Source organism: Pseudomonas saxonica, assembly GCF_007858365.1.
GTDB lineage: Bacteria > Pseudomonadota > Gammaproteobacteria > Pseudomonadales > Pseudomonadaceae > Aquipseudomonas > Aquipseudomonas saxonica.
Window position 1 is genome coordinate 123,761 of record NZ_VFIO01000007.1, and the last position, 19,240, is coordinate 143,000.

The following is a 19,240-nucleotide window of genomic DNA, read 5'->3' on the forward strand; positions in this document are numbered from 1 at the left end:
TTTCTTTCAAGCCGACCCCAGGCAGGAAACCCCATGATGGACGCGTTCGAACTCCCCGGCACTCTGGCTCAAGCCCTTGCGCAACGTGCAGCCCTGACCCCTGATCGTCAGGCGCTGCGCTTTCTGGCCGATGACCCGGCGGCCAACCAAGTGCTCACCTACCATGACCTGGACCTTCGGGCGCGTACCATCGCCGCCGCCTTGCAGGCCCATGCGGCAGTGGGTGATCGGGCGGTGCTGCTGTTTCCCAGCGGCCCGGACTACGTCGCGGCATTCTTTGCTTGCCTGTATGCGGGCATCATCGCCGTGCCGGCGTATCCACCCGAGTCGAGCAAACGTCATCACCAAGAGCGTTTGCTGTCGATCCTCGACGATGCCGAACCGCGCCTGCTGCTGACCTGTAGCACTTTGCGCCAGTCCTTGTTGCAGATGAGCGAGCTCTGCGCGACCGATGCCCCGCACTTGCTCTGTGTCGACGAAATCGAACCCGAAGCCGTGCAGGCCTGGCGACCGGTTACCTTGCAGGCTGATGACGTGGCCTTCTTGCAATACACCTCGGGTTCCACCGCCTTGCCCAAAGGCGTTCAAGTGACCCACGGCAATCTGGTCGCCAATGAGGTGCTGATCCGCCGGGGGTTCGGCATCGACCTTAACCCCGATGACGTGATTGTCAGCTGGTTGCCGCTGTACCACGACATGGGCCTGATCGGTGGTTTACTGCAACCTATCTTCAGCGGTGTGCCGTGCGTGTTGATGTCCCCGGCGTATTTCCTTACCCGCCCACTGCGTTGGCTCGAAGCCATCAGTGAATACGGCGGCACCATCAGTGGCGGCCCGGACTTCGCCTATCGGCTGTGCAGCGAACGAGTCAGTGAAACCGCTCTGGCCGGGTTGGACCTGAGCCGCTGGCGGGTGGCCTATTCAGGTTCCGAGCCTATCCGCCAGGACACACTTGAACGCTTTGCCGAAAAATTTGCCCCATGCGGTTTTACCCCGGACAGCTATTTCGCCTCCTACGGGCTGGCCGAAGCCACCTTGTTTGTTGCCGGCGGGCAGCGTGGCAAGGGCATCCCGGCCTTGTGCCTGAACGAACTGGAATTGGCCAACAACCGTATCGTGCCGGGCGAAGGCTGCGCGGTCATGAGTTGCGGCACCCACCAGCCAGAACATGCGGTACGCATTGTCGACGCGCACAGCCTTAACGCGTTGGCAGACAACCTTGTCGGTGAAGTCTGGGCCAGCGGCCCGAGCATCGCCCACGGCTACTGGCGTAACCCGAAGGCCAGCGCCGAAACGTTCGTCAAACGTGACGGCGAAACCTGGTTGCGAACCGGCGATCTGGGCTTTATGCGTGACGGCGAGCTGTTCATCACCGGTCGCCTGAAAGACTTGCTGATCGTACGCGGCCACAACCTGTACCCCCAAGACATTGAAAAAGTCATTGAGCGTGAAGTTGACGTCGTGCGCAAAGGCCGGGTGGCGGCCTTTGCGGTCAATGTCAAAGGTGAGGAGGGCATTGGTATCGCCGCAGAAATCAGCCGCAGCGTGCAAAAAATACTGCCTGCCGAAGCGCTGATCACTGCCATTCGCCAGGCCGTGGCCGACGCTTGCCAGCAAGCCCCGAGCGTGGTCGTGCTGCTCAACCCCGGTGCGCTGCCCAAGACCTCCAGCGGCAAGCTGCAGCGCTCGGCCTGCCGCAGCCGGCTGGCCGATGGCAGTCTCGACACTTACGCGCAATTTCCGGCCCCGCAGCCAGCGGACTCGCTGCCCGCTGCGCAGCATCGCGCCAGTGATCTGGAAGCGCTGATCGCCTGGGTCTGGTGCGAGCATTTGCACGTCGAGCAAGTGGCCGCCGATGACCATTTTTTCCTGTTGGGCGGCAACTCGATTGTGGCCACCCAAGTGATCGCCCGCTTGCGGGAAGAACTCAAGCTCGAACTTAATCTGCGTCTGTTGTTTGAAGCGCCGACCCTCGGCGCCTTCGTCGCGCAGGTCGGCGCACTGCAACAGGACAGCGGGTTGGCCCAAGGCAATATCCCGCACCTGAACCGGCAGGACGAACTGCCACAGTCGCTGGCGCAAAACCGTCTGTGGTTTTTGTGGCAACTGGCCCCTGACAGCTGCGCCTTCACCATCCCCGGCGCGTTGCGCTTGCGCGGTGAGCTGAATGAAGCCGCGATGCGCAGCAGCTTCACGCACTTGATTGAGCGCCATGAAGGCCTGCGTACCGGCTTTTATCAGCGTGACGAGCACGCCTTGCAACGGGTCGACAAGGCCGCAGAGGTTGACCTGCACGTCATCGATCTTCGCGACCTGCCAGCCCCTGAGCGTGAGCTGCGTGCGCAACAGATCCGTGAAGAACAAGCACAGGTTCCATTCAATCTCGACAACGGTTCGCTGTTCAGGGTCATGCTGCTCAAGCTGGACGATGAAGACCACCAACTGCTGCTGACCCTGCACCACATCATTGCCGATGGCTGGTCGCTGAACGTGCTGATCGACGAGTTTTCCCGGTTGTACGCTGCGGCCTGCCTCGGCCAGCCGCTGGCGCTGACGCCACTGGCGCTGCAGTACGCCGACTACGGCAGTTGGCAGCGTCAGTGGCTGGCGCAAGGTGAAGCGGAGCGCCAACTGCATTACTGGAAAACACAACTGGGCGATGAGCATCCGGTACTTTCGTTAGCCACTGACCATCCGCGCTCCGCCCTAGAGCGGCGCAGCGCGGCACGCTACAGCTTGAAACTGGATGCCGCGCTGTGCGACGCCGTGCGTTCGACCGCGCAGGCCCACGACAGCACCGCTTTCATGCTGCTGCTGGCGACCTTTCAAACATTGCTGCATCGCTACACGGGCCAGTGCGATATTCGTATCGGCGTGCCCAGCGCCAACCGTGGGCGTCAGGAAACCCACGGCCTGATCGGGTTCTTCATCAATACCCTGGTGCTGCGCGCGGAGTTACACGGCCGTTTGCCTTTCACCCAATTACTGGCGCAAACCCGTCAGGCCACCCTGGATGCCCAAGGCCATCAGGACGTGCCGTTTGAGCAAGTGCTCGAAGCGTTCCCCCAGGCCCGCGAGCATGGCCTGTTCCAAGTCATGTTCAACCACCAACAGCGCGACCTCAGCGCCTTGCGCCGCTTGCCGGGCCTGCTGGCCGATGAGCTGGATTGGCACAGCCGCGAAGCCAAGTTCGACCTGCAACTGCACAGCGAAGAAGACCATCAGGGCCGCCTGAAACTGTCCTTTGATTACGCCGATGAACTGTTCGAGGCCGCCACGATTGAGCGACTGGCCGAGCACTTTGTCAGCCTGTTGCGCCAAGTCAGCGAGGACAGCGAGAAGGCCCTAGGTGATTTACAAGGGATGAGCGCGCAGCAGTTAACCGAACAGCAGCAATGGGGGGCTGCACCCTGTGAGTCGGCCCAGCACTGGCTGCCGCACTTACTCGAGCAGCAAGCGCAGCTGACCCCTGAGCGCATCGCGCTGGTCTGGGACGGTGGCAGCCTCGACGTTGCCAGTCTGCACACACAGGCCAACCGCCTTGCGCATTACTTGCGGGACAAGGGCGTGGGGCCGGATGTACCCGTGGCCATTGCAGTCGAGCGTTCGCCGCACCTGCTGATCGGTTTGCTGGCCATTCTCAAGGCGGGCGGTGCCTACGTGCCGCTGGACCCGGATTACCCGCCAGAACGCCTGAACTATATGCTGCAAGACTGCGGCGCCACCTTGTTGCTGACGCAAAGCCACCTGCTGGACGGCTTGCCGCACCTGAGCAGCGTCAGCGCCATTGCGATGGACTGTCTCAAGCTCGATAACTGGCCCAGCCACGCACCGGGTTTGCACCTGCACGGTGATAACCTCGCCTATGTGATCTACACCTCCGGTTCCACTGGTCAGCCCAAAGGGGTGGGCAACACTCACGCCGCGCTGAGCGAGCGCCTGCAATGGATGCAAACCACCTACGCGCTGCAAGCCGATGACGTGCTGATGCAAAAAGCCCCGATCAGTTTTGACGTGTCGGTGTGGGAGTGCTTCTGGCCGCTGATTACCGGCTGCCGTCTGGTGCTGGCCGGCCCCGGTGAGCATCGCGACCCCCAGCGCATTGCGCAGTTGGTGCAACAGTTTGGCGTGACCACCTTGCACTTTGTGCCGCCCTTGTTAAGCCTGTTCGTCGATGAACCGCAGAGCGTCCACTGCACCAGCTTGCGTCGGGTGTTCAGCGGCGGCGAAGCATTGCCGGCCGAGCTGCGCAATCGCGTCCTGCAGCACCTGCCGAACGCGCAGTTGCACAACCGTTACGGGCCGACCGAAACCGCGATCAATGTCACCCATTGGCATTGCCGTGTTGAAGACGGTGAGCGCTCACCGATCGGCCGCCCTTTGGGCAACGTGTTGTGCCGGGTGCTCGACAGCGAGCTCAATCCGCTGCCCATCGGTGTGCCGGGCGAATTGTGCATTGGCGGAAGCGGCCTTGCGCGCGGCTATCTGGCGCGTCCGGGGCTGACTGCCGAACGCTTTATTGCCGACCCGCTGGGCGAACCGGGCGCGCGCCTGTACCGTACCGGTGACCGGGTGCGCTGGAACACCGAAGGCGTGCTGGAATACCTCGGGCGGCTCGATCAGCAAGTCAAACTGCGTGGCTTTCGGGTCGAGCCACAGGAAATCGAAGCGTGCCTGCTGGCATTGCCACACGTGGCACAGGCGGCCGTGGTCATTCGCGACACTGGCGCAGGGCCACAACTGATCGGCTACTACACAGCGCTGCAGTGCACGCTGGCCGAAGAGACGCAGAGCAACGAACTCAAGGCCGCACTGGCCGCGCAATTGCCCGACTACATGGTGCCGGCGCAGTTACTGCGTCTGGACGCGATGCCGTTGAGCCCGAGTGGCAAACTGGATCGCCGCGCCTTGCCCGAGCCGCAGTGGCAGGTCAGCGAGTTTGTGGCGCCGGCCACCGAGCTTGAGCAACAGATCGCCGCGATTTGGCGCAACGTGCTGGGGCAGACGCACATCGGCCTGCGCGATGACTTCTTTGCCCTGGGCGGGCACTCCTTGCTGGCCACGCAAATCGTCTCCCGTGTGCGTCAGGCCTGTGACGTGGAGCTGGGGCTGCGCACGTTGTTTGAAGCCAGCGAACTGGGCGCGTTTGTCGCTCAGGTCGCGCAGATTCAGGCGGCGGGGCAGCGCAACACCCAGCAATCGATCGGCCTCGTTGACCGTAGCCAGCCGGTGCCCTTGTCCTACTCCCAGCAGCGCATGTGGTTTCTCTGGAAAATGGAGCCCGACAGCCCGGCCTACAACGTCGGTGGCATGGCGCGCCTCAAAGGCCTGCTGGATGTCGGGCGCTTCGAGGCGGCCTTGCAAGCCCTGCTGCTGCGCCATGAAACCCTGCGCACCACCTTTCCGAGTGTGGACGGCGTGGCCTGTCAAACCGTCCAGGCCCAAACCGGTGTGGACATGGCCTGGCTGGACTTGAGCAGCCTCGACGAGCAGACCCGTCAGCAGCGCCTGCACGCGCTGGCCGATCACGAAGCGCACCAGCCATTTGATCTTGAGAGCGGGCCGTTGCTGCGCGCCTGCATGGTCAAGGCGGGCGAGCGTGAGCATTACTTTGTACTGACCTTGCACCACATCGTCACCGAAGGGTGGGCGATGGACATCTTCGCCCGCGAACTGGCCGAACTGTACGAAGCCTTTCTGGATGATCGCCAGTCGCCGCTGGCCCCGCTGGCTGTGCAATACCTGGACTACAGCGTGTGGCAGCGTCAGTGGCTGGAGTCGGGCGAGCGTCAGCGTCAGCTCGATTACTGGATGGCAAAACTGGGCAACGAACATCCGCTATTGGAGCTGCCCGCCGACCGACCACGGCCGTCGGTGCAAAGCCACAAGGGTGAACTGTACCGTTTCGACCTCAGCGATGACCTGGCCGCGCGCGTGCGGGCGTTCAATGCCCAGCACGGCCTGACCCTGTTTATGACCATGACCGCGACATTGGCGGTGCTGCTGCATCGCTACAGCGGTCAGAACGATTTGCGCATCGGTGCCCCCGTGGCTAACCGCATTCGCCCGGAAAGCGAAGGGCTGATCGGTGCCTTCCTCAACACCCAGGTGCTGCGCTGTGAGCTGGACGGGCAGATGCGTGTTGCCGACCTGTTCGAGCAAGTGCGCAATACCGTGATCGAGGGCCAGTCCCATCAGGACTTGCCGTTTGATCATCTGGTCGACGCGCTGCAACCGCCGCGCAGTGCCGCGTACAACCCGTTGTTTCAAGTGATGTGCAACGTGCAGCGCTGGGAGTTCCAGCAAAGCCGCCAGTTGGCGGGCATGACCGTCGAGTTTCTGCCCAACGATGCGCGGGCGACCAAGTTCGACCTCAATCTGGAAGTCACCGACCTCGACCATCGCCTGGGCTGTTGCCTGACCTACAGCACCGACTTGTTTGACCAACCGCGCATTGCGCGCATGGCCGAGCATTGGCGCAATCTGCTGGAAGCCTTGCTGGGCGACCCGCAACAACGCCTCAGTGAATTGCCGTTATTGGGAGACGCCGAGCAACAGCGCTTGCTTGACGGGCTGGCGCCATCTGCGGCCGGGCATGACCTTGACCTGTGCATTCACCGTCTGTTTGCCGACCAAGCGCAGGCAGACCCTGACGCCATCGCCCTGACTTTTGCCGGGCAGCACCTGAGCTACGGCGAGCTTGACCGCCGCGCGAATCAGATGGCCTGGATGCTGCGTGAACGCGGTGTCGGCCCGCAGGTGCGCGTGGGGCTGGCGCTGGAGCGCTCGCTGGACATGGTGATCGGCCTGCTGGCGATCCTCAAGGCCGGTGGCGCCTATGTGCCGCTGGACCCGGAGTACCCGCTCGAACGCCTGCATTACATGATCGAAGACAGCGGTATTGGCGTGCTGCTAAGCCATCGCGCATTGTTCGAAGCCTTGGGCGAGTTGCCTGCTGGCGTGGTGCGCGGCTGTCTTGAAGATGATCGAGAAACCTTGGCCGCTTACCCGACCGGCGAAGTGCCGTTTATCAGCCTGGCACAGCATCAGGCGTACCTGATTTACACCTCGGGTTCTACCGGGCAGCCGAAAGGCGTGATGGTGTCCCACGGCGAAATTGCCATGCATTGCCGAGCTGTGATTGAGCGCTTCGGCATGCGTAGCGATGACTGCGAATTGCATTTTTACTCGATCAATTTTGACGCCGCCACCGAGCGCTTGCTGGCGCCTTTACTGTGCGGCGCGCGGGTGGTGCTGCGAGCCCAAGGGCAATGGGATGCCGAGCAAATCTGCCAATTGATCGACGAGCAACAGGTCAGCATTCTGGGCTTTACGCCCAGCTATGGCAGCCAGTTGGCGCAATGGTTGGCCAGTCGCGAGCAGACCTTGCCCGTGCGCATGTGCATCACCGGCGGTGAAGCGCTCACCGGGGAGCATTTGCAGCGCATTCGCGCCGCGTTCAGCCCCGAGGTGTTTTTCAACGCCTACGGGCCGACCGAAACCGTGGTCATGCCGCTGGCCAGTCTGGCCCCGGCACAACTGGAAGATGGCGCCACCAGTGTGCCCATCGGACAGGTCATTGGTGCCCGGGTCGCGTATATCCTCGATGCCGGCCTGGCGCTGGTGCCGCAAGGGGCTGTCGGTGAGTTGTACATCGGTGGCGCCGGTCTGGCTCAGGGCTATCACCAGCGTGCCGGTCTGACCGCCGAACGTTTTGTCGCCGACCCGTTTGCCGGCAACGGCGGGCGCCTGTACCGCACCGGCGATCTGGTACGCCAGCGTGTTGACGGGCTGGTCGAATATGTCGGACGCATCGACCATCAAGTGAAAATTCGCGGTTTCCGTATCGAGCTGGGGGAAATCGAAAACCGCCTGCTCGATCACCCTGCGGTGCGCGAAGCGGTGGTGCTGGCGCTGGACATGCCCGGGGGCAAGCAATTGGCCGCGTACCTGGTGTGCAGCGCGGCGCAGCACGACGAGCAGGCGCAAGCAGCCTTGCGCGATGACCTCAAGCGTCAGCTCAAAACCCAGCTGCCCGACTACATGGTGCCGACCCATCTGGTGTTGCTGGCCAGCATGCCGCTGACCGCCAACGGCAAGTTGGACCGGCGCGCCTTGCCGACGCCCGATATTGAACTCAACCGTCAACAGTACGTGGCCCCAAGCAATGCGCTGGAACAGAGTCTGGCGCAGGTGTGGTGTGACGTGCTGAACCTGAGCCAGGTGGGGTTGGACGATAACTTCTTTGAGCTGGGTGGCGACTCGATTCTGTCGATTCAAGTGGTCAGCCGCGCACGCCAATTGGGTATCCATTTCAGCCCGCGTGATCTGTTCCAGCATCAAACCGTGCAGGCGCTGGCAAGTGTCGCCACCCTTACCGAACAGACCCTCGCTGAACAGGGGGTACTCACCGGCGAGGTCGGCCTGACGCCGATCCAGCACTGGTTCTTTGAAACAGCCATACCGCAGCGTCATCACTGGAACCAGACCCTGTTGCTCGAACCTGTGCAACGTCTGGAGGCTCCGCTGCTGGAGCAAGCACTGAACGCCTTGCTGCAGCAGCACGACGCCTTGCGCATGAGCTTCCATCAGGTGGGCGGCCAATGGCGCGCCGACTACCGCGCGGATGGGGCAGGCAACGTGCTGAGCCACGCCACCGTGACGGATCTGCAACACAGCCTCGACCTGTTCGAGCAGGCCCAGCGCAGCCTCGATGAGCAGCAAGGCGCGCTGGTACGTGCAGTGCTGGTAGACGCCCCGCAGGGTCAGCAACGCTTGTTGTTGGTGATCCATCACTTGGCGGTCGACGGCGTGTCCTGGCGCGTATTGCTCGAAGACCTGCAAACCCTTTATCGCCAACTGGCGCAGCAGCAACCGCCGTCATTGCCGGGCAAGACCAGCGCCTTGCGGGCCTGGACCACGCGGTTGCAGGCCTATGCCAGCAGCGATTCCCTGCGCGAAGAACTCAGCCTGTGGCAACAACAACTCAGCGGGTCGCCGGTGAACTTGCCGTGTGACAACCCGCACGGCGGCGGGCAAAATCGCCATGGCCATACCGTCAGCGTGCACCTGGACGCTGAACGCACCACGCAACTGTTGCAGCAAGCACCCAGCGCTTACCGCACTCAGGTCAATGACCTGTTATTGACCGCTCTGGCGCGGGTATTGTGTCGCTGGACCGGGCAGCCTTCGGCGTTGATCCAGCTCGAAGGCCACGGCCGCGAAACGCTGTTTGACGACATCGACCTGAGCCGCACCGTGGGCTGGTTTACCAGTGCCTACCCGCTGCGCCTGACCCCGCAGGCAGAAGGCGGGCAGGGCGCTTCGATCAAGGCCATCAAAGAACAACTGCGCAGCATCCCGCACAAAGGGCTGGGCTACGGCGTGTTGCGTTACCTGACCGATAGCCCCACCCGTCAGGCGCTGGCGGATCTGCCAGGAGCGGCGGTGACGTTCAACTACCTCGGCCAGTTCGACCAGAGCTTTGGCGCTGACGCCCTGTTCCGCCCGTTGGATGAAGCCACGGGAGCCGCCCACGACCCGCTGGCCCCTTTGCCCAACGAGCTGAGCATTGACGGTCAGGTCTATGGCGGCCAATTGCAGTTGCGCTGGACCTTCAGTGCCGAGCGCTTTACTCCGCAGACCATCGCCACCTTGGCCAACGCTTATATCAGCGAGTTGGAAACACTCATTGCGCATTGCCTGAGCGCTGACGCGGGCGGTTTGACCCCGTCCGACTTCCCGCTGACGAGCCTCAGTCAGGTGCAACTGGACGCGCTGCCGGTGGCGGCGCAACAGATTGAAGACCTCTACCCGTTGACGCCGATGCAGGAGGGCATGCTCGTGCACACGCTGCTCGAACCCGGCACCGGGCTGTATTTCATGCAGGACCGCTACCGCATCAACAGCGACCTCGACCCGCAGCGGTTTGCCGAGGCGTGGCAGGCGGTGATTGCCCGTCACGAAGCCTTGCGTGCGTCGTTCTGCTGGAATGTCGGCGAACAGATGCTGCAAATCATCCATCGGCCCGGTGCCGCCGCCATCGACTTCCTTGACTGGCGTGGCGAGCCACAGGACAGCCACGAGCCACGTCTGCAAGCGTTGCTCAAGGAGGAGCGCGAAGCCGGCTTTGATTTGCTCAATCAGGCACCGTTCCACCTGCGCTTGATCCGTGTCGATGAAGCCCGTTACTGGTTCATGATGAGCAACCACCACATTCTGATTGATGCCTGGTGCCGCTCGTTGCTGATGAGTGACTTCTTCGAAATCTACAGCGCGCTGGGCGAGCAACGCGCCGCGCAACTGGCCGCGCCGCCGCGCTATCGCGACTACATTGGCTGGCTGCAACATCAGGATTTGCAACAGGCCAATGCCTGGTGGCAGCGCAACTTGCAGGGTTTCGAGCAGACCACCTACATCCCCAGCGACCGTCCGTTCCTGCGTGAACACGCGGGTGACAGCGGCGGCATGCGGGTGGGTGACTGCTACACCCGGCTTGAGGTGCAAGACGGCGTGCGCCTGCGGGAGCTGGCCCAGCAGCACAAGCTGACCATCAACACCTTCGCGCAAGCAGCGTGGGCCTTGGTACTGCGCCGTTTCAGCGGCGAGCGCGATGTGCTGTTCGGCGTCACCGTGGCCGGGCGGCCGGTCGAGTTGCCACAGATGCAACAGACCGTTGGCTTGTTTATCAACAGTGTGGCCCTGCGCGTGAAAATGCCCGCAGACGGTCAGGCGCTGGGGGTTCGGCAATGGCTGAGCGGGTTGCTCGAACACAATATGGAGCTGCGCGAATACGAATACGTGCCGTTGGTGACGATTCAGGAGCGCAGTGAGCTGCCCAAGGGGCAGCCGCTGTTCGACAGCCTGTTTGTGTTTGAAAACGCACCCGTGGACATCTCGGTGATGGACCGTGCCCAGCACCTGAACGCGACTTCGGATTCGGGGCGCACGCACACCAACTTCCCGTTGACGGCGGTGTGTTACCCCGGCGATGACCTGGGTCTGCACCTGTCGTATGACCAGCGCTTCTTCGAGCACGACAGCGTCGAGCGTTTGCTGGCCGAGTTCAAACGCCTGTTGCTGGCCTTGATGGCAGGCATCGAAGGCGACATGGCTGAACTGCCCTTGTTGGGCGAAGCCGAGCGGCACTTCTTGCTCGACGGGTGCAACCAGAGCCAGCGCCACTATCCGTTGCAGCAAAGTTATATCGAGCTGTTTGAAGCGCAGGTGGCGGCGCACCCACAACGAACGGTAGCCCGCTGTCTGGATCAGCAGTGGTGCTATGCCGACCTCAACCAGCGCAGCAACCGACTGGGCCATGCCTTGCTTGGCGCGGATATCAAAGCGGATCAGCCGGTCGCGCTGCTGGCCGAGCGCGGCCTGGAACTGCTGGGCATGATCATCGGCAGCTTCAAGGCCGGGGCGGCTTACTTGCCGCTCGACCCGGGCCTGCCTGAAGCGCGGTTGAGCCGCATCATCGAATTGAGCCGCACGCCATTGCTGGTGTGTACGGCGGCTTACCGCGAGCAGGCCCAGGCCTTGCTGGATGAGTCGGGTTGCGCGAACCGTCCGCGTTTGCTGGTCTGGGAAGAGGTACAAGACCAGACGCTGGCCGAGCACGATCCGCAGGTGTATAGCCAGCCGGACAATCTGGCGTATGTGATCTACACCTCCGGTTCTACCGGCCTGCCCAAAGGGGTCATGGTCGAACAGCGCGGCATGCTCAATAACCAGTTGAGCAAAGTGCCTTACCTGCACCTCAGCGAGCGGGATGTGATCGCGCAGACGGCGTCGCAAAGTTTTGATATTTCGGTGTGGCAGTTCCTTGCTGCGCCCTTGTTCGGTGCCAGCGTCAACATCGTGCCCAACGCCCTGGCCCATGATCCGCAGGCCTTGTTGGCACACGTCAATGCCCACGGTATCAGCGTGCTGGAAAGTGTGCCGTCCCTGATTCAGGGCATGCTGGCAGAAGACACCGTGCCACTCGACGGTCTGCGCTGGTTGCTGCCTACCGGCGAAGCGATGCCGCCCGAACTGGCCCAGCAATGGCTGCTGCGCTACCCGCAGATGGGACTGGTGAATGCCTATGGCCCGGCAGAGTGCTCCGATGACGTGGCGTTCTTCCTGGTTGATAAAGCGTCGACCCAAGGCAGTTATTTGCCCATTGGCACGCCCACTGACAACAACCGTTTGTACGTGCTCGATGAGGCATTGCAACTGGTGCCGCTGGGTGCGACAGGGGAGTTGTGTGTCGCTGGCACTGGCGTGGGCCGGGGTTATGTCAGTGACCCGCTGCGTACTGCGAGCGCCTTTGTGCCGCATCCTTTCGGCGCACCGGGTGAGCGTTTGTATCGCACTGGCGATCTGGCGCGGCGCCGCATGGACGGTGTGCTGGAGTACGTCGGACGCATCGACCATCAGGTCAAGATTCGCGGTTACCGGATCGAGCTGGGGGAAATTGAAGCGCGCCTGCACGATCATCCGTGGGTACGTGATGCCGCGGTCAGCGTGCAGCAGGGGCCAAACGGCAAGTACCTGGTGGGTTATCTGGTGGCGGCGGTCGCTGATCCGGGTCAGAGCGAGTGCCTGGAGCACATCAAGCAGCGGCTGCGCGCTGAGCTGCCGGAGTACATGGTGCCCTTGCATTGGCAGTGGCTGGCGCGTTTACCGCTGAACGCCAATGGCAAGCTGGATCGCCGGGCGTTGCCGTTGATAGAAATCGGTCAACAGCAACGTGACGACTATCTGGCGCCGCGTTCGCCGCTGGAACAGACCTTGGCTGACATCTGGTCGGACGTATTGAACGTCGAGCGAGTGGGGGTGAGGGACAACTTTTTTGAACTGGGCGGACACTCTTTACTGGCCACGCAAATCGCGTCACGGGTGCAAAAGGTATTGCAACGCAACGTGCCGCTGCGGGCGATGTTTGAGTGCAGCTGTGTCGAACAATTGGCGCTTTATATCGAAGGGCTGGAAAGCAGCGAAATCAACGAGGAGAAGGTCGATCGCCTGAGTGATCTGATGGCGGAGCTGGAAGGGTTGTAAATCAACCGCCCCTCACCCCAACCCTCTCCCGGAGGGAGAGGGGGCTTGATTGGGGTGGATTGGGATTCAGCGCTTGGCGTTGAGGTTGAGGCTGATAGTCAGCAGCCCCTCACCCCAACCCTCTCCCGGAGGGAGAGGGGGCTTGATTGGGGGTGGTTTGGGATTCGGCGCTTGGCTTTGAGGTTGAAGCCGATAGTCACAGCCCCTCACCCCAACCCTCTCCCGGAGGGAGAGGGGGCTTGATTGGGGGTGGTTTCGGGTTCAGCGCTTGGCGTTGAGGTTGAGGCTGATAGTCAGCAGCCCCTCACCCCAACCCTCTCCCGGAGGGAGAGGGGGCTTGATTGGGGGTGGTTTTGGATTCAGCGCTTGGCGTTGAGGATGAGGCTGATAGTCAGCAGCCCCTCACCCCAACCCTCTCCCATAGGGAGAGGGAGCTTGATTGGGGTGGTTTGGGGTTCAGCGCTTGGCGTTGAGGTTGAAGCCGATAGTCAGCAGCCCCTCACCCCAGCCCTCTCCCGAAGGGAGAGGGGGCTTGATTGGGGTGGTTTTGGATTCAGCGCTTGGCGTTGAGGTTGAAGCCGATAGTCAACATCCCCCAATCAGTCCCCTCTCCCTTTGGGAGAGGGTTAGGGTGAGGGTGCTCTTCGCTTTGATCTTCGCTTTACCCTTACTTGGGCCCCAAAATCTTCACCAATTTATCCGGCGATGGCGCACCTTGCTGTTGCTGCAAGTTGCCGTTTTCATCCAGATAGAAAATCGCCGGGGTCGCGGCCACATTCAGTTCGGTCATCAACTGCGCATTGGCGTCCAGCTTGGCCTGAACGTCGGCCGGAATTTTGTCCAGGGCCTTGAGTGTGCTGGCCTTGCCGGCTTTCTCATGGTCATGCAGCGCTTGCTGCGGGTCTTTGGCGGCCAGCAACGCGGCGGATTTGGCCGGGCTGTCTTCGCGGATGATGCCGACCATAATGTGGCGCAATTGCACTTTGCCTGAATCGACCCAAGGGCGCGCTTGCTCCCAGAACATGTTGCAGTAAGGGCAGTTCGGGTCGCTGAACAAGTAGACGATACGCGGTGCATCTTTCTTGCCGTCCGCGATCCAGTTGCTCTTCTCCATTTCACCCCAGACTTGCTTGGCCATTGGCTCGTACACCAGCTTTTGCAACGGAGCGAGGCTCAAGTCATTGCCTTGCGCGTCATACAGGTTGCCGACCAGCACGTTTTTACCGTCCGGGGTCAGGTACAAGGCCATGCCACGGTTTTGATACTGCGCAGCGTAACCCCGCATGCCGCTCGGCGCGTCGAAACTGCCGATGATTTTTGCCCCTTTGGCTTCGATCTTTTTGATCGGTGCCGGCCATTCTTCAGCGTGCAGCAGCGGCGATTGCAACAGGGTCGCGCCAAGCAGGGTGGTGATGCCCAGGGTCAGCAGTTTGCGGTTGAACATTTTTGCAGATTCCTCGAATTAAGGGCGTCAAAGCTTTCCAGCGCACGGGCCAGACTGGCTTCGGACAATTCGCCCAGATGGCTGCTCAAAAGGCGGCCTTGCGGGCTATAGAAAAGAGTGGTTGGCAGGGCCATTGAGCCGACTTTTTGGCCCAGTTGGCCGCCGCTATCGAATAACACGTTATTGAGGTTCAGACCTTGTGTTTCAAGGAAGGTGCTGACGCTTTGCATGCTTTCGCCCTGATTGACGAACAGAAAGGTTATGTCCTGATTCTGTGTCTGTGCCTTTTGCAACACGGGCATTTCACGTCGACACGGTGGGCACCAGGTTGCCCACAAATTGATCACCAACGGGCCGCCCTGATAACTGCTCAGTTCCACGGACTCGCCATTGGCGTCACGCAATACCATTTCCGGCATTTGCGTACCCTGTTCATAGAGGCTGGAAGAGAAGGTTGCCAGCAGCCAGAACGCCAGGCCGCTGATCAGGCCCCAGCTCAGTGGGCGGCGCAGTCCCGGACGACGCCAGCCGATGATCAGCGCACCCACGACCACCGCGATCAATCCGGGCCACAGCAGGAAACCGCCGTCTCGCACGTCGAGCACTTGCAGCAGGTCATCCTTGAGCAAGTGCCAGTACGCGATAACAAAAGCGCAGCGGGCAACCACTAACCCGAGCATAAACAGCCCGAATAGCACTGACTCCGGATTATCGCCGCCGCGTTTGGCCACTCGCCAGCCCACCAGCGTCGCCAGAGCGAGGGCCAGTATCATCAGCAAATGGTTGATTGCCAGCGCAAACGAACCGATGGTCAGTGTCAGCATTCAGAGGCGTTCCCGGGTGGCGTTCCAGTTATTCAAAAAGGTCTGGGCGTTGACTTCGCCCGTAATCCGCTGCGCGCGACGCTCAACGCCGTTGGGGCCGATCCAGATAAAACTCGGTGGCCCTGGCACCTGATAACGGCTGAGCAATTCGCGGCTGGCGACAGTATCGGTGGTCACGTCAAGACGCAACAGGCGTACACCCTGCAAAGCGTCCATCACCTGCGGTTGACCAAAGACCTGTTTCTCCATGACTTTGCATGACACGCACCAGTCGGCGTAATAATCGAGCAGTACCCATTGGCCCTGCGCCTTGGCGGTGTTCAACTCGCGCTCAAGGCTGGCAGGGTCGTTGACGGTGATAAACGCATCGTGGGCCGTTGCTGCGTTGCTGCCCGCGACTGTTTTGGCGGTGTACACCTGCAACGGTTGCCAGACATCGGCGCTGCCACCGGCCGCGCCTACCACTAAGAGGCCGCCCCACAGACCCGCCAGCAAACTCAGCGGTCTAAACAGGGGGCTGGCGCGCAAAAATTGAGTCGATTGTTGCCATAGGCTGTTGGCCAGTACCAGTAGCAATACGCCCCACAAACCGACCCACAGCGACTCATCGAGCACCGGGCGCACCAACAGCAAGGCAGTGCCCAGAAACAGGAAACCGAACAGACCTTTCATCAAGTCCATCCACGCGCCGGGCTTGGGCAGGAAGCGACTGCCCACCGTCACCAGCAGTAACAGCGGCACGCCAATCCCGACGCCCATGACGAATAACACCAGAGCGCCTTGCAGCGCATTGCCGCTCTGGGCAATAAACAGCAGGGCACCAGCCAATGGCGCGGTCATGCACGGGCCGACCAGCAAACCGGACAGCGCGCCGAGAATACCCGCGCCCAGCAAGCTGCCGCCCTTGCGTCCGCGGCTGGCCGTTTCAAGGCGGTCACGCAGGGCAGAGGGTAATTGCAGCTCAAAAAAGCCAAACATCGGCAGGGCCAGCACCACGAAAAGCGCCGCGAAACTGCCCAGCAGCCAGGGTTGTTGCAACATGGCTTGCAGGTTGGCACCCAGCATCGCGGCCAGCACGCCAAGCCCTGCATACACTAATGCCATGCTCACCACGTAACTGCCCGCGACGGCAAAACCACGACCGGCGCTGGCACCGCTACCGACCACCAGGCCGGCCAGGATAGGCAACATCGGCAGGGTGCAGGGGGTGAAGGCAAGCAACAGGCCCAAGCCGAAGAACAGCAATAAACTCCAGCCCAGCGAGCGTTGCTGCAAGCTGGACGCCAGCGACTGGTCTTGCGCCTGCCCGGTGGCAGCTCCGGCCTGCGTGCCGCCCAGATCCACCACTTGAGTTTGCGGCGGGTAACACAGGCCGGCATCCGCACAGCCTTGCCAGCTGACCTTGACCTCACCGCTGGCGCCGGCCGGAATCAACACTTCAACCTGATCGCGATACACCTGTGTAGCGCCAAAGAACTCATCACTGTGCTCAAGCCCTTGGGGCAACTCAGGCTGATGGGCCGGATCCAGGCCGTCGAACTTGAAACGCTTCTTATAGAGGTAGTAGCTATCGGCGATTTTCCAGTGCAGGCGGGTTTCGCCCGAAGGAAGCGCTTGGGAGGTGAACACAAAGGCTTTCTTGACGGGCAGGAAATCTGGCTGGCCGAAGGGGTCGCCCGCGCTCCCGGCATGGGCCAGGCTGGCCAGGCATACCAGCAGCAAGGTCAACAACACACGCATGTTTAACAACCTTAAACAAAAACAAGTGCGGCCACAGTGCAAGCCAGCGATTAACCGATCATTAACCCCTGACGCGTCCGCTGTCCTACTATCGGACTATTGGCGGCATAATCTGCCCTTAATCCCATCGCCTTTTAATCGGGCCATTTACGCGGGTATCAGCATGCATGTACTGGTTTGTGAAGACGACGAACTGATCGCCAGCGGTATTGTGGCCGGTCTCACCGCCCAGGGCCTGACCGTTGAACATGTTGGCACCGCCAGTGCGGCGCGGGCCATGCTCAAGGCCGCACAGTTCGATGTCATGGTGCTTGACCTGGGGCTGCCCGATGAAGACGGTCTCAAGCTGCTGCAACAATTGCGTCAACAAGGCTTTGATCTGCCGGTATTGGTGCTGACGGCCCGGGACTCGGTGACTGACCGGGTCGATGGCCTGCAAGCCGGTGCTGACGATTACCTGCTCAAACCCTTCGATCTGCGTGAGCTTGCTGCCCGATTGCACACCTTGCTGCGTCGCGTAGCGGGGCGCAGCGTCAACTTGATCGAACATGGCGCGTTGAGCTATGACCCCAGCAGTCGGGTGACGAAGCTGGCGGGCAAACCGGTAGACTTGTCTCGCCGCGAACAAGCGTTGTTGCAAGCCTTGCTGCATAACCGCGGGCGTGTGTTGTCGAGCGAACAACTCAAAGACAGCATTTATGGCTTTGGCGACGAACTGGAGAGCAATGCCCTGAACGTTCATATCCATCACCTGCGGCGCAAGCTGGGTAACGGCATTGTCGAGACCGTGCGCGGCCTGGGTTATCGCCTCGGTCATGCTGACGGCACTGAGCCTCCTCAACCATGAGCATGCGCCTGCGTTTAAGCCTGACCATCGGCTCGGCCTTTGTGCTCGTCTGGGCACTGGCGGCGGCCTGGATGCTCAGTGACTTGCGCCAGCAAATGATGTTTTCCCTCGACCAGCGGCTGGTCGCTTCGGCGCGCATGGTCGCGGGCTTGCTGGAGCAACTGCCACCTTTGCCGGTAAAAGGCGAGGGCACCCATTTCAGCGCCGAACAACTGACCATTCCAGGCGGCATGGCCTGTCAGGTCAGCTCATTGCGCGGTGAAATCCTGGCGCGCAGTCACAACCATCCCGACCAGCCGATGCAATCAGAAGCCACCGGGTTTCATGATCAAGTGATTGATGGCGCCGTGTGGCGCACCTTTACGCTGGATCGTGGCGATGTACGCATCACCACGGCTGACCGCCAGGTGGAACGCGAGGCATTGAACCTGTCGGTACTGCTCGCCGCGTCGGTGCCGGTGGGCATGGCCTTGATCGTCTGTTTGTTCCTGTTGTGGCTGGGCATCGGCCAAGGGCTGGCGCCGCTTAAACGCATGCGCGATGCCTTGATGCGACGTGATGCCGATTCGCTGCAACCCTTGCAGATAGACCCGCTGCCCAGCGAGTTGAAACCTCTGCTCGACTCCCAGAACCAACTGTTGGCGCGTATCGCCAAAGCCCTTGAACGTGAGCGGCGCCTGACTGGCGATGCGGCCCACGAGTTGCGCAGCCCGCTGACCGCGATCAAAACCCACCTGCAAGTGGCGCGCATGACCGACGGCAAAGCGCGTGAACAATCATTGGCCCACGCCGAAGCCGGAGCCGACCGCCTGCACCGCACCCTGGAGCAGTTACTGTTACTGGCCCGGGTCGAAGGTAGCCTGTCGTTCGACGACGGCGTGCAATGTTCGGCCGAGCAAGTGGCCCGTTTGGCGATACACGATGCCGCGAGTGACGCGGCCGAGCGGGTCACCTTGAGCCTGCCGGATGATTTGCCGACAACGCCGCTGGAGGTGCCGTCGGTGCTGGCAATCGCGGCCTTGCGTAACCTGCTGGACAATGCGTTGCGCCATGCCCCTGCCGAGACTCAGGTGGAGCTGGCGGTGCGCATGGAAGGGCGCCAGGTCTGTTTTGTGGTGCGCGACCACGGGCCGGGTATTTCACCAGACACCTTGCAGCACATGACTCAGCGCTTCTGGCGCAATGGCAACAGCAACGGTTGTGGGTTGGGATTGGCGATCGTGCAGGCCATTGTCGAGCGCTGCGGCGGCGAATTGAAATTTGACAGCCAGCCGGATGGCTTGCGGGTGGAGCTGCGCATGCCCTTGTCGTCCCCCTCGTAGCCGCTGCCGAAGGCTGCGT

6 protein-coding genes are annotated in these 19,240 nt (G+C 61.6%); 3 read left to right on the plus strand and 3 right to left on the minus strand.

Features of this window, described 5'->3' with window-relative positions; genetic code table 11:
• Positions 1–33 precede the first annotated feature (33 nt).
• Positions 34–13,044 (plus strand): non-ribosomal peptide synthetase, encoded by a 13,011-nt coding sequence (locus FJD38_RS17265; protein WP_146386508.1) that lies wholly within the window; start codon positions 34–36, stop codon positions 13,042–13,044.
• A gap of 667 nt (positions 13,045–13,711) precedes the next feature.
• Here FJD38_RS17265 and dsbG read toward each other — a convergent pair.
• Genes dsbG through dsbD form a run of 3 tightly spaced genes read right to left on the minus strand, consistent with a single transcriptional unit; the run spans position 13,712 to position 17,052 of the window.
• On the minus strand, positions 13,712–14,488 hold the full coding sequence (gene dsbG / locus FJD38_RS17270) for a thiol:disulfide interchange protein DsbG (RefSeq protein WP_146386510.1): 777 nt from the start codon (positions 14,486–14,488) through the stop codon (positions 13,712–13,714).
• Complete coding sequence (locus FJD38_RS17275; RefSeq protein ID WP_122785660.1) at positions 14,467–15,312, minus strand: TlpA disulfide reductase family protein; 846 nt, start codon at positions 15,310–15,312, stop codon at positions 14,467–14,469. The genes dsbG and FJD38_RS17275 overlap by 22 nt, the downstream gene beginning before the upstream one ends.
• Positions 15,313–17,052 (minus strand): protein-disulfide reductase DsbD, encoded by a 1,740-nt coding sequence (gene dsbD / locus FJD38_RS17280; RefSeq protein ID WP_146386512.1) that lies wholly within the window; start codon positions 17,050–17,052, stop codon positions 15,313–15,315.
• A gap of 163 nt (positions 17,053–17,215) precedes the next feature.
• On the opposite strand from dsbD, the gene FJD38_RS17285 reads away from it, so the two are divergent.
• Positions 17,216–17,899 (plus strand): response regulator, encoded by a 684-nt coding sequence (locus tag FJD38_RS17285; protein ID WP_146386515.1) that lies wholly within the window; start codon positions 17,216–17,218, stop codon positions 17,897–17,899.
• Positions 17,896–19,221: an ATP-binding protein gene (locus tag FJD38_RS17290; protein ID WP_122785657.1), complete on the plus strand. Its 1,326-nt coding sequence runs from the start codon at positions 17,896–17,898 to the stop codon at positions 19,219–19,221. The genes FJD38_RS17285 and FJD38_RS17290 overlap by 4 nt, the downstream gene beginning before the upstream one ends.
• Positions 19,222–19,240: the final 19 nt, after the last annotated feature.

Excerpts from the sequence above, each read along its gene's own strand:
- FJD38_RS17265 (WP_146386508.1), top strand. The coding sequence starts at position 34 with ATGATGGACGCGTTCGAACTCCCCGGCACTCTGGCTCAAGCCCTTGCG.
- dsbG (WP_146386510.1), bottom strand. The coding sequence starts at position 14,488 with ATGTTCAACCGCAAACTGCTGACCCTGGGCATCACCACCCTGCTTGGC.
- FJD38_RS17275 (WP_122785660.1), bottom strand. The coding sequence starts at position 15,312 with ATGCTGACACTGACCATCGGTTCGTTTGCGCTGGCAATCAACCATTTG.
- dsbD (WP_146386512.1), bottom strand. The coding sequence starts at position 17,052 with ATGCGTGTGTTGTTGACCTTGCTGCTGGTATGCCTGGCCAGCCTGGCC.
- FJD38_RS17285 (WP_146386515.1), top strand. The coding sequence starts at position 17,216 with ATGCATGTACTGGTTTGTGAAGACGACGAACTGATCGCCAGCGGTATT.
- FJD38_RS17290 (WP_122785657.1), top strand. The coding sequence starts at position 17,896 with ATGAGCATGCGCCTGCGTTTAAGCCTGACCATCGGCTCGGCCTTTGTG.